The organism is Gordonibacter pamelaeae (genome assembly GCF_003340385.1).
Lineage (GTDB): Bacteria > Actinomycetota > Coriobacteriia > Coriobacteriales > Eggerthellaceae > Gordonibacter > Gordonibacter pamelaeae.
On record NZ_PPTS01000006.1, the window covers coordinates 1 to 14,486 of the forward strand.

The window sequence follows — 14,486 nt, forward strand, 5'->3', positions numbered from 1 at the left end:
CAGGGACGGCAGGCTCAAGGGCTTCCGCGAGGAGGGCCGGATGGTGTACGATACGATCACGGGCCGCAGGAGGCGGCTCGGCTACGCCGTCTAGGCGGTCCAAGCGGGCTGCCGCACTCCCACCGGCTCTTTTTTGGCATAGAGGGCCCCTTTCCGCGTCAGGACCTCGCGACGGAGAGATCGAGCGCGACTTGGAAAACGCGGGACAGGAGGCAGAAGGACGAGGGAGGGAGGGAGGGAGGGAGGGAGGGAGGGAGGGAGGGAGAGCACATCAACGGCACGTAAAACTTTGGCCCCGAATCGCGCCGCGCGCTTGCGGAGGCCCGCCGATTCCCTAGAATGGATTAATTGACCGGAGAGCGCGGTGCATCCCGGCGTGGATAGGCCGCCCGACAGACAAGAGAACCCGCCATGCCCAACTACGCCGTAATCGACCTGGGGTCGAACACCATCCGCCTCGTGGTGTACGAGGTGAAGGACGACCGCCGGAAAACCTATTCCAGCAAGGACTTCAAGAGCCTCATCAACGACAAGGTCATGGCGGGGCTGTCCGCCTTCGTGGCCGCAGACGGCACGTTCACGGATGACGGCGTGCGGCGGGCGGCAAGCGTGCTCAAGGGACATGCGAAGCGGGCACGGTACTTCGACTGCAAGCGCATCGACGTGTTCGCCACCGCCGTGCTGCGCAACGCCGCGAACAGCGCGGAGGCGGTGGCCGCCATAGAGCGCGAGAGCGGGCTGACCATCGACCTGCTCTCGGCGGCCGACGAGGCGCACCTGGGATTCGCAGGCGCCACGTGCGACCGCACGATCGAGCGCGGCACGCTGGTGGACATCGGCGGCGGCTCCACGGAGCTCACCCGCATCGAGGATGGGCGCGACTTCGATAACGTGAGCCTGGGCCAAGGGTCGCTCTCCTCCTACGCCACGTTCGTGCGCGCCATCCTGCCCGATCCCGAGGAGATGGACGCCATCGTCGGCGCTTTCTTCGAGCGGCTGGCGGCGCTGCCCAACCGCGACGCGTACCGCGCGGGCACCGCGTACGGCATCGGCGGCAGCGTGCGCGCGGCAGCGAAGATGCACGCGCAGCTGCGCCAGGAAGCCATCCGCCCCAAAACGATGACGGCCGACCAGATTCGTGCGATACTGGACACGTGCCGCAACGACCCCGACGCGTTCGCGCACCTGGCGCTCAAGGCGTCGGCGGAGCGCATCCACACGCTCGTGCCGGGCTGCCTGATCTTGGGCACCCTCATGGGCGAGCTTCGCGCCGAGCGGCTGGACATCTGCAAGTACGGCGTGCGCGAGGGCTATCTCGTGGAACGCGTGCTGGGATAGCGGGTTCGAGACGAAGGGAGCTAGCATGGACGCTGCGAAGGATACGCCGAACCCCGAGGAAACCGCGAGCCCTACGGCCGCCGCATCGCAAGCCGAGCCCGCCGCCCAGGCCGAGGGCGCCGCAGCACTGGCCGAGCCCGCCGCACCTGCGGCTAACGCGGCTCCCTATATGCAGAACCGCGAGCTGTCGTGGCTCACGTTCAACGAGCGCGTGCTGGACCAGGGCGCCGACGAGACGGTGCCGTTGCTCGAGCGCCTGAACTTCGTCTCCATCTTCTGGAGCAACCTGCAGGAGTTCTTCATGGTGCGCGTGGGCAGCCTGACCGACCTGTCCCTCGTGAAGAAGCACATCGTGGACTCGAAGTCGGGCATGACGCCCTCCGAGCAGCTCGACGCCATCTACGCGCGCTGCCACGAGCTGTACCCCATCCAGGAGCGCACGTTCGAGGAGGTGCGCCGCCTGCTGGGCGAGCGCGGCGTGCGCCACCTGCGCCCGAACGAGCTGGACGACGAGCAGCGCGCGTGGCTTGCCGCCTACGTGCACGACAACGTCATGCCGTTCCTGTCGCCGCAGATCATCAACGCGCGCCACCCCTTCCCCCACCTGGAGAACGGCGCGCTGTACGTGGTGGTGCGCCTGAACGACGAGGCGGAGCGGCAGCGGAAGAAGGAGGCCGCGAAGGCGAAGGCCGACAAGGACGGCAAGGCGGACAAGGCCGCCGTCAAGGAGGCGAAGAAGGCGAAGAACCTGGGCGCCGAGGGCGTGACGCTGGGGCTCGTGCCGATGCCGCGCCAGTGCGAGCGCGTCATCGCGCTGCCGGGCAAGGGCAAGGAGCTGGCCTTCGTCCTGCTGGAGCACGCCATAGAGATGGTGGCGGCCGAGATATTCTCCATGTACACCGTGAAGCACACGAACGTCATCTGCGTCACCCGCAACGCCGACCTCGATGCCACCGAGGGCTCCGACGAGGCCGACGAGGACTACCGCGAGCACATGAAGCGCATCCTGAAGAAGCGCTCCCGCCTGGCCCCCGTGCGCCTGGAGAGCGAGCGGCCGCTGTCGACCACGCTGGAGAAGCTGCTGCTGGCGCGCCTTAACCTAAGGCCCCACCAGGTGTTCTCCACCTCGGTGCCGCTCGATTTGGGCTACACGTTCGCTCTGGCGTCGCGGCTGCCGGCGAAGGAGCGCGCGGCGCTCACGAACCCGCCGTTCTCGCCGCAGTGGCCGGCGTGCCTCGACCGCAACCGCTCCCTCATCGAGCAGGTGACGGAGCGCGAGACGCTGCTCTCCTACCCCTACGAGAGCATGGACCCGTTCGTGCAGCTCCTACGCGAGGCGGCGAACGACCCGGCCGTCATCTCCATCAAGATCACGCTCTACCGCCTGGCCAGCCAGTCGCACCTCGCCGAGGCGCTTATCGCCGCGGCAGAGAACGGCAAGGAGGTCACGGCGCTGTTCGAGCTGCGCGCCCGCTTCGACGAGAGCAACAACATCGAATGGTCGCAGCGCTTCGAGCAGGCGGGCTGCAAGGTCATCTACGGGTTCCGCGACTTCAAGGTGCACTCGAAGATCTGCTGCATCACGCGCCAGACCGACTCCGGCCTGCAGCACATCACGCAGCTGGGCACCGGCAATTACAACGAGAAGACGGCGAAGCTCTACACCGACCTGTCGTTCATCACATGCGATGCCACGTTCGGCCGCGACGCCGTGGAGTTCTTCCGCAACATGGGGCTGGAGAACACCTCGGACAACTACGATATCATGTGGGTGGCCCCGCTGCAGATCAAGCCCATGATACTGGCCGGCATCGACGCGCAGATCGCCCGCGCGCAGGCCGGGGAGCCGAGCGGGCTGTTCTTCAAGACGAACTCCATCACCGACAAGGACGTGATCGAGAAGCTGGTGGAAGCCTCGCAGGCGGGCGTGCCCGTGACGCTGTTCGTGCGCGGCATCTCGTGCATCGTGCCGGGGCTCGAGGGGCTCACGGAGAACGTGCGCGTGGTGTCCATCGTGGGCCGCCTCTTGGAGCACAGCCGCATCTACGGGTTCGGCCCGCGCGAGACGATGAAGCTCTACCTGTCGAGCGCCGACCTCATGACGCGCAACATGGACAAGCGCATCGAGATAGCCTGGCCCATTTTGAACGACGGGCTGCGCGAGCAGATCCTGGGGTATCTGGACGTGAGCCTGGACGACACGGCGAAGCTGCGCGAGCTGCTGCCCGACAAGAGCTACACACCGCTCGGCGCGTTCGCGCGCAAGGACGGCGAGGGCGCAACCGTGCTGTTCGACTCGCAGGAGTTCTTCATCAAGCAGGCGCAGGAGCACCGCCTGTCGGCGGCCGAGGAGGCGGCCGCGCGCACGGCCAACCGCGGGCGCGGGGAGAACGGGGCGCAGGAGGCCGTACTGGCCGCCGCACAGGCCGCCGTGGAAGCCGCGGTCGGGCGCGTGGCCGAGGAGCGCGCGGCGCAGGGCGAGGCCGACGGGGCCGCCGCGACCGCCCAGTCGGTGGCGCGCGCCCTAGCCGCGGCCGAGGCGGCGGCGGAGAGCGCTGCGGTTGAGGTGCTGGCCGAGGAAGCGGCCGTCCCGGAGGCCCTGCCGGAGTCGCAGCCGGTCCGGGCGCCGAAGGCGGCGCCGGCAGCTCCCACGTCCAAGGCCATGGCGCGGCCGGTGCGTCCTGCGCGCCCGCACAAGCCCAGCCTGCTCGTGCGCATCCTGAGCAAGTTCGTGCGATAGGAAGTAAATGGGGGCCGACCCTGCGGATCGACCCCCGTTCTCGAAAGGCCTGCGCCGCCCGCTCAGTCGAAACGGCGCAGGGCGCGGCCGAGGCCGGCCAGGCCCGCCCGCAGCACCGGCTCGGGGGCGCAGTAGCCGAGGCGCGCGTGGCCCGGCAGGTCGAAGCGGCTGCCCGGCACGAGCAGCACGCCCTCGTCCTCGAGCAGCCGCAGGCAGAACGCCTCGTCGTCCTCGGGGATGTCCAGCTTGATGCACGACGTGGACACCCCCTGCGGCGCCACCCACGACACGCGCGGCTCGTCGTCGATCCACGCCTGCGCGATGGCCAGGTTGCCCATCACCAAGGGGCGGTTGCGGGCGAGCACGGCATCGCGGTGCTCCAGCACGTGCACGGCCAGCGCGTCGTTCACCACGCCGCAGCAGATCATGGTGTAGTCGCGGTACGGCCGCAGCATCTCGGCGATCTGCGGGCTCGACGCCGTCCAGCCGATGCGCGCGCCGGGCACAGAGTACGTCTTCGACAGGCTGTTCGTGGCCACGCCGCGCTCGTAGATATCCGCGATGGAGGCGAAGTCCTCCGTGCCCACGAGCGGCAGGTACACCTCGTCCACGAGCACGAAGGCGCCCACGCTGCGCGCGATGTCGGCCACCTGCTCCATGAACGCGCGGTCGAGGAACGTGCCCGTAGGGTTGTTCGCGTTGTTCAGGCAGATGAGCCTCGTGTCGGGGCGCACGAGGCGCTCGAGCTCGCCGAGGTCGGGGTACCAGCCGCGGTCCTCGTAAATGCGCCAGAGGTCCACCTCGGCGCCGAGCGCCCGCGGTATGTCGTAGAGCTGCTGGTAGCTGGGGTACTCGGCGACCACGTGGTCGCCGCGCGACACGAGCGCGAGCACGGCCAGCAGGTTCGCGCCCGTCGCGCCGTTGGTCTGCAGCACGGCCTCGGGCTCCACGCGCCCGTAGAGCGCGGCCGCCGCCCGCTTGAACGCGGGCGAGCCCTCGATCCAACCGTAGTTCATCTTCTCGGCACCCAGGCGCGCGAAGAAGCCCATCTGGGCGGCGCCCGCCCGGGCGTCCTGCGGGAAGGCCGCCTCGGCCGCGTCGGCCACGAGCCCCCGCGGCGCTCCCAGCGCCACGAGCTCGTCGAGCGTCATCGATGCGATGGTAGACTGCGCGATGTCGTACGTCGCGCTCTTCTCGTGCACGTTGAGCCAGTCCTCCACCCCGAACGGTGCGATGTCCATGTTCGTTTCCTTCCCTAAAAGCTGATGACGCCCATTGCCAGCAGCACCAGCGACAGCACGCCGAGCGCGGAGATGGCGCCCATGCCCGCCTTCTCGCCCGTGGTGAGGGCCGTCGCGCCGGCCTCCTTGCGCGCCCGCCAGTAGAAGAAGAAGCCGGGGATGTAGCCCACGCACGTGAGCAGCAGGAACGACCAGCCGTTGAACAGCACGCCCACCACCTGGAACGCCACGGCCACGATGCCGATGGCGCACTGGCCCCACTCGTGGTGCTGCGCCGAGAACTTCACCTGGTAGGCCGCCGCGAACGCCCACGTGATGACGATGGCCACCGTGCACATGGAGAACGCGAAGTTGTACGCGTCCTCGGTGAACAGGAGCGTGATCATGAACGCCTGCGTGCACGCGCCCACCACGATGAGCGAGATCTGCGGCGAGCCCTTCTTGTTCAGCCGGTTGAACACGGGCGGCAGCAGCTCGTGCTTCGCCATGAGCGACGTGGTCTCGGACGGCAGGATGGTGAACGACAGCCACGACCCCAGCACGGCGACGATGAGCGCCACGCTGATGAACGCGCCGCCCCAGCCCGGCGCCATGCTCTCGAACACGTACAGCATGGCCGGCTTGTCCAGCGCGCCGATCTCGGCGTAGGGCAGGTACCCGAACGGCAGCACCGACGCGCCCACGTACACCAAAAGCAGCACCACCAATCCGATGACCGTGGCCTTGCCGGCCTCGCTCTTCTTGCGCGCGCGGGCCGACACCACCATGGCGCCCTCGATGCCGATGAACGACCACATCATGATGATCAGGCAGTTCACTATCTGGTCGCCCACGCCGCCCAGGTCCACGCCCTCGCCCGCCATGGCGGCGGCGTTGCTGGCCATCTGCCCCCAGAAGTCGGCCGTGAACACGCCGGCGTTGAACAGCACGATGCTGAACAGGATGAACACCACGATGGGCACGACCTTCGCGATCATGACGATGGCGTTGAGGAATGCCGCGCTCTCCACGCCGCGGATGACGAGGAACGTGATGCCCCACATGATGACGCTGGCCACCACGATGCTGCCAATATTGTTGCCCGGCAGGAAGTACGGCAGGAAGAACCCGAGCGTGGACATGAGGATGGTGGCGAACGCCACGTTGCCGAGCCACGCCGACAGCCAGTAGCCCCAGCCGCTGATGAAGCCCGAGAACTTGCCGAAGCCCTCCTCGGCGTACGAGAAGATGCCGTGCAGGTCGGACCGCTTCGCGCCCAGGTTCGCGAACGAGAGCGCCAGCGCGAGGAAGCCCACGCCCACGACGCCCCATGCCACGAGCGCGCTGCCCGGGGCAGCCACCTGGCCGATCTGCCCGGTGAGGGCGAACACGCCCGAGCCGATGCAGGAGCTGACCACGAGGCCGATGAGGCCGAACAGCCCGATGCCCTTCTTTTCCTCTTCCATAGGGGGATGCCTTTCCGCCGAAATGGGTGCCTGTTGCGGCAGGAACGCGGTCCGACTGCGCCGCGGTCGACCGGCGGGCGCATCGCGGCCGCGTCCCGTGCCGCGCCGAGAACGATCCCACGTCTCCCTGACGCGCGCAATCAGGTAAGCCGATCCGTTGACGGCCCTCCGCTGGTCGGTTACGTTCGCCGCGGTTCGGGCAAGGAGGAACGCTTCGGAAGGTTATAATGGACGCAATCTATCATTGGCGACCAACAGATCGGCCCGGCGCCGGGCCGGACGCGAAGGGAAAGCAGGTTTCATGGACACCGAGATCATCCGCATCATCAACAAGGCGCTCGACGGAGGCCTGCTCGACAAGAAGGAGATCATGGCCCTGTTGTCGGTGGAGAACCTCTCGCCCGAGGCGTTCGCCATCCAGCAGGCGGGCCGTGCGTTCACCTCGCAGCTGTGCGGGGGCGAGGCGGAGATCCACGCGCACATCGGACTGGACGCGGCGCCGTGCCCGAACGACTGCAAGTTCTGCTCGTTCGCGGCGTCGAACAAGATCTTCCGCACGCACGAGGTCATCCCGCTCGAGCAGGTGATCGCCGAGGCGCAGGCCATGGAGGCCGCCGGGGCGAACGCGCTCTACCTCGTGACCACCGTGCACTACGGCGAGGAGAAGTTCCTGGAGACGGCGCAGGCGGTGCGCGCCGGGCTGTCCACCGACGTCCCGCTCATCGCGAACGTGCCCGACTTCGACGAGGACTACGCGCGCGAGCTCGTGCGCATCGGCATAGCCGGCGTATACCACGTGGTGCGCCTGGGCGAGGGCGTGTTCACGCGCTGCAAGGTGGAGACGCGCCTGAAGACCATGGAGGCCGCGAAGAGCGCCGGGTTGGTGCTGGGCAACTGCATCGACCCCATCGGGCCCGAGCACACGCCCGAGGAGCTGGCCGACCTCATCTTGCTCGCACGCGATTTCGAGGTGGGCTTCAGCGGCGCCATGCGGCGCAACACCGTGCCCGGAACCGAGTTCGAGCGCTACGGCAACATCAGCTACGGCCGCCTGGCCACCTACGCCGGCGCCACCGCTCTGGCCACCGGCCCAGGCATCCGCGGCAACTGCACGCACGAGCCCAGCCAGCTATGCGGCCAGGCCGGCGCCAACATCATGTGGGCCGAGCGCGGCACGTCGCCCCGCGACACCGCCACCGAGACGACGCGCGGCCTGTCCGTCGACCAGGTGCGCGAGATCTACTTCGACACCGACTGGCCCGTCCACGAGGGCCCGTCGCAGTTCTACCCGCCCTACTCTGCCCGCTAGGCCCGCCGCGAGCCGGGAAGGCGCCCCGCCGGGCCGCCTTCCCGCGACGACGCCGCACGCGCCGACGCCGCCTTCCCGCCTCCTACCGCCAGGTGGTGAACCGGCGCTGCACCCAGGCCGTCGCGAAGCTCAGCACCGTCACCACCACGCCGCACACGATGATGCCCGCCACCACGTTGGTGTAGTTGGCGTAGTTGTTCGCGTTGCTGATGAAGTAGCCGATGCCCGACGACGCGCCCAGCATCTCGGCGAACGTGAGCATGAGAAACGCGGTGGTCAGCGACACGCGCAGGCCCTTGAGCACCTCGGGGAGCACGTAGGGCAGGATGATGCGCGTGATCATGGTGAAATTGCGCACCCCCAGCGTGCGCGCGTTGTCCAGCAGCTGGGCATCGAGCGAGGACGTGCGCACCACCATGTTGAGGAACTGCGGCCAGAACACGCCCAGCAGGATGATGAAGCACGACGCCGTGCGGAACGTGGGCAGCAGCACGATGAGGTACGGCGCGAACACCGTGGGCGGGATGGGCGCCAGCACGTTCGCTATCGGGAAGAACATGGCCCGCAGCCGCGGTATCCACCCGCAGACGATGCCCAGCACCACGCCGAGCGCAAGGCCGCCCGCATAGCCCATGACCAGCAGCGTGACCGACGAGACGATGTCGGCGCCGATGACGTCGGCCTGGGCGAAGAACACGTTGAACACGGCCTCGGGCGCAGGAACGATCACGGTGGGCGCGATGTCGAGCTTCGTGGCGCACACGTCCCACACGATGAACAGCGCCCATACGAGCACCACGATGTCGGTGGGCCCCGTGGAGAACGCGCCGCGACGGCGCAGCGCGGCCAGGCGCAGCAGGTAGAGCACCTCGATGACGGCGAGGCCGGCGAGCAGCGGGTAGTACGACACCGTGACCATGCGCTGGTTCGGCATGCACGTCACCACGAGCACGAGGGCCGCCAGCAGCACGTGGGCGAATGCGAACTCCTTCCCGAACAGGCGCCTCATGGCAGCACCGCCTTCCCCGGCAGCGCGCCGGGCACGCCGGCGCCCGCCTCCCCGAACGCGCCGCCTTCCTCGTCCTCCTCGCCGTCCAGGTAGAACAGGTCGGTCAGCTCGTCCTTGAGGGCCCGGGCGCACGCATCGTGCGCGAAGATGGCCGACGAGCGCGGCCGCGGCACGTCCACGGCGCGGTCGGCGACGATCTCGCCCCGGCGCATGAACACCACGCGGTCGGCCAGCAGGATGGCCTCGTTGATGTCGTGCGTCACGAACACGACGGTCTTGCGCCGCTCGCCCGAGCGCCACAGGGCGTCGACGAGCTTCTGCAGCGAGCAGCGCGTCTTGACGTCGAGCGCGCCGAACGGCTCGTCGAACAGCAGGATCTCGGCGTCCATGGCCAGCGCCCGCGCGATGGCAACGCGCTGGCGCATGCCGCCGGAGAGCTGGTAGGGGTACTTGTCGGCCGCCGCGCCCATGCCCACGCGGTCCAGGTAGTCGCGCGCCACGGCGGATACCTGGGCCTTCGTCAGCCCGCGGTGCAGCTCCTTGTTGGCCTGCTCCACGCCGAACTCCACGTTGCGCAGGGCGCTCATCCAGGGGAACAGCGCATAGTTCTGGAACACGACGGCACGGTCGAGGCCCGGCCCCTCCACCGGCGCGCCGTCGATGCGGACGGTTCCCGCGCTCGGGCGGCTAAGGCCGGCGACAAGCCGCAGGAGCGTGGTCTTGCCGCTGCCCGAGTGGCCGATGACGCAGAGGAACTGCCCGTCGGGCACCTCGAGCGCCACGTCGCGCAGCGCGCGGTCGTCCGCGGCGCCGGCGGCCGTCGGCCTGCCGCCCGCCGCCACGTCCTCGTAGGCGAACGAGACGTCCTCGATGTCGATCTTCCCCACGCGCCCTCCCCTTCTCCGTTTCCGAACGTCGGATGCGGGCGCCGGAGCGCCCGCATCCATGGTACCCGATAGCCCGCAGGCCCGCTATTCGTTGTTCTTCGCGTACGCCTGGTCGAGGTCCTTCCACAGCTGCTCGTCAGGCTCGCGCTCGAGCAGCGTATCGAGCGCCGTGCGGTAGATCGACGTCACCACGTAGTCGTCCATGGAGTACGCCGTGGCCTTGTCGATCTCGCCGATGTTCTTCAGCGTGTCGTAGAACTTGAGGACGGCGTTCTTGTTGGGGTCGGGCGACGGGTCCATGACGTTGTCGTAGTCGTCCGTGCCGTACATGGCGGCGCGCACGTAGGCCTCCTCCTGGCCGGAGTAGTCCACAAGCAGCGGAATGACCGTGTCGGGCTCCTGCCGGTAGGTCTTGTAGCCGCGCAGCAGGGCCGTCTCGAAGTCCATGAGCGACAGGTACTTCTCGTGAAGCGCCTGCTCGGAGCAGTTCTGGCGGCAGCACGGGTAGTCGCCCGCGTACTGCTTGACGGTGGCGACCACCTTTATGCCGTTGCTGCGCTGCACGAAGCCCTGGGCGTTGTTCGTGATGTACAGGTCGAACTCGCCCTTCTTCACCGCCTCGAAGCCGCCTTGGTCGTTGTCGAAGTACGTGAACGCCACGTCGCCGCCGTTGATGTCCAGGCCCTCGTCCTGCAGCCACTCCTTGAACACCATCTGGCCGGTCTCGGGGCGGTTCACGCCGATGCGGAGCCCCTTGTAGTCCGCGGCCGTCTTGAGCTCGCGGTCGAACGAGTCGAGCGCGCAGATCTCCGAGCCGTTGAGGATGGTGCCGCCGAAGATGTAGGCCTTCGCGCCCTGCGACACGTAGGTGCAGGCGGGCACGACGCCGAACAGGTCCATGTCCAACTGGTTGTTGGTGAGCGCGGTCATGGCGTCGTTGAGCGCGATCTGCTGGAACTCCACATCGCAGCCCTCTTCGTCGAAGTAGCCCAGCTTGTCGGCCACGATGGCGGGGGCGATCTTGATGAGCTTGCCCGTCACGCCGCACACGAGGTGCTCGCCCTTGCCCTGGGTCAGGTAGTCCTGGGACGCCTCGTCGGCCGGCCCCTCGGCCTTCGTCTCGGCCTGGGGCGCCTGGCCGCCGCAGCCGGCAAGGCCGAGGCCCAGCACGGAAGCCGCCGCCACGCCCGAAAGCGCGCAGAAACCACGTCGGGTGAGATTCATAGTGCATCCTCCTTATCGAATGGCACGGCACGGCGCTCCATCGAGGCCGGCCGTCGTTTCCAGAATAGCTGCCGAGCCGCCCGCGCCGCCGCCCGGCTCGCGCTTCGCTCGCCGCCGCCCTAGCAGCAGCGGCCCGACGGCTTCGGGACCCGCTCGCCCGTGCGCAGCCGAGGGGTCGGGCAGACGCGCGGCTCGGGGTTCGGCAGGCGCACGGCGAATCCAGCCTTCTCCAACAGCCCCTTCGCCTCGGCCACCGTGAACCCTTTCCATGGCTCGGCGCCCGGCTCGACGTCGCGCGGATTGGCGCCCGCCTCGACGGTGAGCGAGTTCGCACCGGCGTAGAGGGCCCGCTCCACGGGCGGGTGGCAGCCGATGCTCTCGTACTGCAAGCCGGCGACGATGCGCTCGACCGCGAGGATCTGCATCAGGCGGTCCTCGGATATCGTCCCCGCATGTTCGAGGGGCGTGCCGGGCACGGGCACGCGCGCCATGACGCCGCCCGAGTAGGCGCCGCACTCCAGCCCGAACAATATCCCATCGGCCAGCTCGTCATCGGTGTGCTCGGGGCCGATGGGCTCGACGCAGGTGCCCAGCAGAAGCGGCGACGCGGCGATGGCGCGGATGGTGGCGATGCGTACCTCCGGGTCGAACGGCGTGTCCTCGCCTTCCCTAAGGCGGAGCACATGGTAGGCGCTCGTCGCGCCGCACTCCCAGATGGCCTGGGCGCGCTCGGGCGTCAGCTCGCCCACGTTCATGTTGATCTCGTAGCTCCCCGGAACCTGGGCGCGGATATCGGCGATCCACTCCTGCAGCACGTCGAGGTCGTAGAACTCCGTCGACCGCAGCGTCACCATGGTGGCCCCCTGCTCGACGTAGGCCCGCACCATGGCGATGACCTCGTCCTCGGTATAGGCCACCTCTTCCCCGATGACGCCCCATCGCTCGCCGAACGAGCAGAAGGAGCAGTTCATGGAGCAGGGTGCGAAGTCGATGCCCACCGCTCCCGCTATGCGCCCGGTGTCGCCCGACACGCGGTGCGCCACCTCGCACGCACGCTCCTCGAGGTAGGACGCCTCCGGCGAGCACGGGTCGAGGGCGAGCAGCCGCACGACGTCCGCCTTGGGAGGAACGGTACCCGCCAATCCCCCTTCCGCGATACGGTCGATCAACGCCACCGTCGCCTCGTCCATGCTGCTCCTCTCCCTATCCCCTTCGCTCATGTAGGATACAGTATATTACTAGACGCTATCATATACTAGCCCGATACAAGTAACTGGTGGAAAAAGGGCGGCGTTCCGGGCGGTTCCCCGACGGCCAAGAGGCGCGCCGCAGGCCCTTAAACGGCGAGGGCCCCGTTTCCGGGGCCCTCGGGCAGTGCGCTGGCGGCAAGGCCCGTCGTGCGCCTGCCTTACACCTCGCGCTCCACCACGGCAGCGATGGCGTGGGCATGGCGGTCGGCTTCCTCGGCGCTGGCGGCCTCCACCATGACGCGGACGACCGGTTCGGTGCCGCTCGGGCGCAGCAGCACGCGGCCGGAATCGCCCAGCTCGGCCTCGGCGGCCTCCACGGCGGCGGCCACGGCGGCGTTGCCGTCAACGGCGTGCTTGTCCTTCACGTGCACGTTCACGAGCGTCTGCGGGAAGCGCGTCATCACGGCGGCGGCATCGGCGATGGACTTGCCGGCGCGCTTGCAAGCCGCGAGGAACTGCAGCGCCGTGACCAGGCCGTCGCCCGTGGAATTGTGCTCGAGGAAGATCATGTGACCGCTCTGCTCGCCGCCCAGGACGAAGCCGCCCTCGCGCATGGCCTCCAGCACGTAGCGGTCGCCCACCTTCGTCTGGACGAGCTCGATGCCCGCATCGCGCAGGGCATGCGCAAGGCCCAGGTTGCACATGACGGTGGACACGGCGGTGTTGCCGGCCAAAAGCCCGCGCTCCTTGAGGTCGATGGCGCACACGGCCTCGACCACGTCGCCGTCGATCTCGTTGCCGTGGGCATCCACCAGCATGACGCGGTCCGCGTCGCCGTCATGGGCAATACCCACGTCCGCGCCGATCTCGGCCACGAGGTCGCACACGGGGCCCAAGTGGGTGGAGCCGCACTGCACGTTGATGTCGGTGCCGTCGAAGTCCTCGTTGACCACCGTGACGTCCGCGCCCAGGCGGCGCAGCGCCTCGGCGCTCGTCATGCACGAGGCGCCATGGCCCACGTCGAGCGCCACCTTGAGGCCCGAGAGGTCGATGCCCTCGTCGGCCACGGTCGCCACGGCGTGCGCGATATAGAGCTCGCAGGCGTCGTCCACCGGCAGGGCCACGCCCACCGCGTCGCCGGCCGGCAGCTCGTCGGCCGCCGCGCCGCCGCGCGCCACGAACGCCTCGATCTCGTCCTCCACCGCATCCGGCAGCTTGAAGCCCTGGGCGTCGAACAGCTTGATGCCGTTGTACTCCGGCGGGTTGTGCGAGGCCGAGATGACGATGCCGCCATCGCAGTGCAGCTCGCGCACGAGCAGCGCGATGGCGGGCGTCGGGATGATGCCGGCCAGAAGCGCCGTGCCGCCCATCGACATGATGCCGGCCGCCACGGCCGACTCCAGCATGTCGCCCGAAAGGCGCGTGTCCTTGCCGATGAGGATGGTCTTGCCCTGGAACGCCACGGCCGCCTGGCCGAGCTTGAAGGCGAGGTCGCACGTGAGCTGCGTGTTCGCCACCCCGCGAACCCCATCGGTCCCGAAAAGTCGTGCCATGTTACTTCCCCCTTTTGATATGTTCGTCGTGGAGGCGGACGGCGCCTTGCGGGCGCTCCGCGTCGGTCATGCGGGTGTTGAGCTCGGCGGCGAACTCGTCGAGGCCGATGCCGTAGCGCTCCAGTGCCACCAGCAGGTGGTACACCACGTCGGCCGCCTCGTAGCGCAGGTGGTCCACCGCCGCATCGTACTCGGGCGGCAGCTCTACGGAAAGCGCGTCGTCCACGTCCGCGCCGACAACCGCCAGCGTGGCGGCGAGCGACGAAGTGGCCCAGGACTCCACGTCCTTGGCGGCGAGCGCCGTCTCCCCCGCCTCCTCCATGACTTTTTTCAGCACGTCATCGGCCGGGCCGGCGAGCAGGCGGTGCGTGTAGCTCTCCTCCCCCGCGTCGCGCCGCGCCGCGATGGTGGCCGCAAGCGCCTCGAGCGTTGCCCCGATCTGCGAGGCCGGCGGCGTCTCGCCGGCCGGGAGGTAGGTTTTATCGGACATGTCGTGCCTTTCGATCTCTTGAACCTGACAGGACGCCGCATGAAAAGGGGGCGCACCTTG

11 protein-coding genes are annotated in these 14,486 nt (G+C 68.6%); 3 read left to right on the plus strand and 8 right to left on the minus strand.

Going from position 1 to position 14,486, the window contains the following annotated elements; all coding sequences use genetic code 11:
- The first annotated feature begins 411 nt into the window (after positions 1-411).
- Both C1877_RS09880 and ppk1 read left to right on the plus strand, forming a co-directional pair.
- Entirely contained in the window at positions 412-1,338 is a 927-nt protein-coding gene (locus C1877_RS09880) for a Ppx/GppA phosphatase family protein (protein ID WP_114569074.1), read from the plus strand.
- Between the two features lie 25 nt (positions 1,339-1,363).
- The gene (gene ppk1 / locus C1877_RS09885; RefSeq protein WP_114569075.1) at positions 1,364-4,078 is read left to right on the plus strand and encodes a polyphosphate kinase 1; all 2,715 of its coding nucleotides are present in this window, start codon (positions 1,364-1,366) and stop codon (positions 4,076-4,078) included.
- Between the two features lie 62 nt (positions 4,079-4,140).
- On the opposite strand, the gene C1877_RS09890 is transcribed toward ppk1, so the two are convergent.
- Together C1877_RS09890 and C1877_RS09895 are read right to left on the minus strand one after the other, a co-directional pair.
- Complete coding sequence (locus C1877_RS09890; protein ID WP_114569076.1) at positions 4,141-5,319, minus strand: aminotransferase; 1,179 nt, start codon at positions 5,317-5,319, stop codon at positions 4,141-4,143.
- Positions 5,320-5,333: 14 nt separating this feature from the next.
- Complete coding sequence (locus tag C1877_RS09895; protein WP_015539618.1) at positions 5,334-6,764, minus strand: basic amino acid/polyamine antiporter; 1,431 nt, start codon at positions 6,762-6,764, stop codon at positions 5,334-5,336.
- Between the two features lie 301 nt (positions 6,765-7,065).
- Between C1877_RS09895 and C1877_RS09900 the strand changes: the two genes are divergently transcribed.
- Positions 7,066-8,073: a radical SAM protein gene (locus C1877_RS09900; protein ID WP_114569077.1), complete on the plus strand. Its 1,008-nt coding sequence runs from the start codon at positions 7,066-7,068 to the stop codon at positions 8,071-8,073.
- An 82-nt stretch (positions 8,074-8,155) separates the two neighbouring features.
- Here C1877_RS09900 and C1877_RS09905 read toward each other — a convergent pair whose 3' ends face one another.
- The 6 genes from C1877_RS09905 to C1877_RS09930 all read right to left on the minus strand — a co-directional run bounded on the left by C1877_RS09905 (position 8,156) and on the right by C1877_RS09930 (position 14,426).
- Positions 8,156-9,082, minus strand: coding sequence for an ABC transporter permease (locus C1877_RS09905; RefSeq protein ID WP_015539617.1), 927 nt, complete (start codon positions 9,080-9,082; stop codon positions 8,156-8,158).
- Positions 9,079-9,969 carry an ABC transporter ATP-binding protein gene (locus C1877_RS09910; protein ID WP_181813831.1) on the minus strand — a complete coding sequence of 297 codons (891 nt, stop codon included), beginning with the start codon at positions 9,967-9,969 and terminating at the stop codon, positions 9,079-9,081. The genes C1877_RS09905 and C1877_RS09910 overlap by 4 nt, the downstream gene beginning before the upstream one ends.
- Positions 9,970-10,053: 84 nt before the next feature.
- On the minus strand, positions 10,054-11,193 hold the full coding sequence (locus C1877_RS09915) for an ABC transporter substrate-binding protein (RefSeq protein ID WP_114569079.1): 1,140 nt from the start codon (positions 11,191-11,193) through the stop codon (positions 10,054-10,056).
- Positions 11,194-11,312: 119 nt separating this feature from the next.
- Complete coding sequence (locus tag C1877_RS09920) at positions 11,313-12,383, minus strand: radical SAM protein (protein ID WP_114569080.1); 1,071 nt, start codon at positions 12,381-12,383, stop codon at positions 11,313-11,315.
- A 218-nt stretch (positions 12,384-12,601) separates the two neighbouring features.
- The gene (gene glmM / locus C1877_RS09925) at positions 12,602-13,936 is read right to left on the minus strand and encodes a phosphoglucosamine mutase (protein WP_114569081.1); all 1,335 of its coding nucleotides are present in this window, start codon (positions 13,934-13,936) and stop codon (positions 12,602-12,604) included.
- Position 13,937: 1 nt separating this feature from the next.
- On the minus strand, positions 13,938-14,426 hold the full coding sequence (locus tag C1877_RS09930; protein WP_015539616.1) for a phosphoribosyl-ATP pyrophosphatase: 489 nt from the start codon (positions 14,424-14,426) through the stop codon (positions 13,938-13,940).
- Positions 14,427-14,486: the final 60 nt, after the last annotated feature.

Coding starts and splice junctions, on each gene's coding strand:
- C1877_RS09880 (WP_114569074.1), top strand. CDS start 412: ATGCCCAACTACGCCGTAATCGACCTGGGGTCGAACACCATCCGCCTC.
- ppk1 (WP_114569075.1), top strand. CDS start 1,364: ATGGACGCTGCGAAGGATACGCCGAACCCCGAGGAAACCGCGAGCCCT.
- C1877_RS09890 (WP_114569076.1), bottom strand. CDS start 5,319: ATGGACATCGCACCGTTCGGGGTGGAGGACTGGCTCAACGTGCACGAG.
- C1877_RS09895 (WP_015539618.1), bottom strand. CDS start 6,764: ATGGAAGAGGAAAAGAAGGGCATCGGGCTGTTCGGCCTCATCGGCCTC.
- C1877_RS09900 (WP_114569077.1), top strand. CDS start 7,066: ATGGACACCGAGATCATCCGCATCATCAACAAGGCGCTCGACGGAGGC.
- C1877_RS09905 (WP_015539617.1), bottom strand. CDS start 9,082: ATGAGGCGCCTGTTCGGGAAGGAGTTCGCATTCGCCCACGTGCTGCTG.
- C1877_RS09915 (WP_114569079.1), bottom strand. CDS start 11,193: ATGAATCTCACCCGACGTGGTTTCTGCGCGCTTTCGGGCGTGGCGGCG.
- C1877_RS09920 (WP_114569080.1), bottom strand. CDS start 12,383: ATGGACGAGGCGACGGTGGCGTTGATCGACCGTATCGCGGAAGGGGGA.
- glmM (WP_114569081.1), bottom strand. CDS start 13,936: ATGGCACGACTTTTCGGGACCGATGGGGTTCGCGGGGTGGCGAACACG.
- C1877_RS09930 (WP_015539616.1), bottom strand. CDS start 14,426: ATGTCCGATAAAACCTACCTCCCGGCCGGCGAGACGCCGCCGGCCTCG.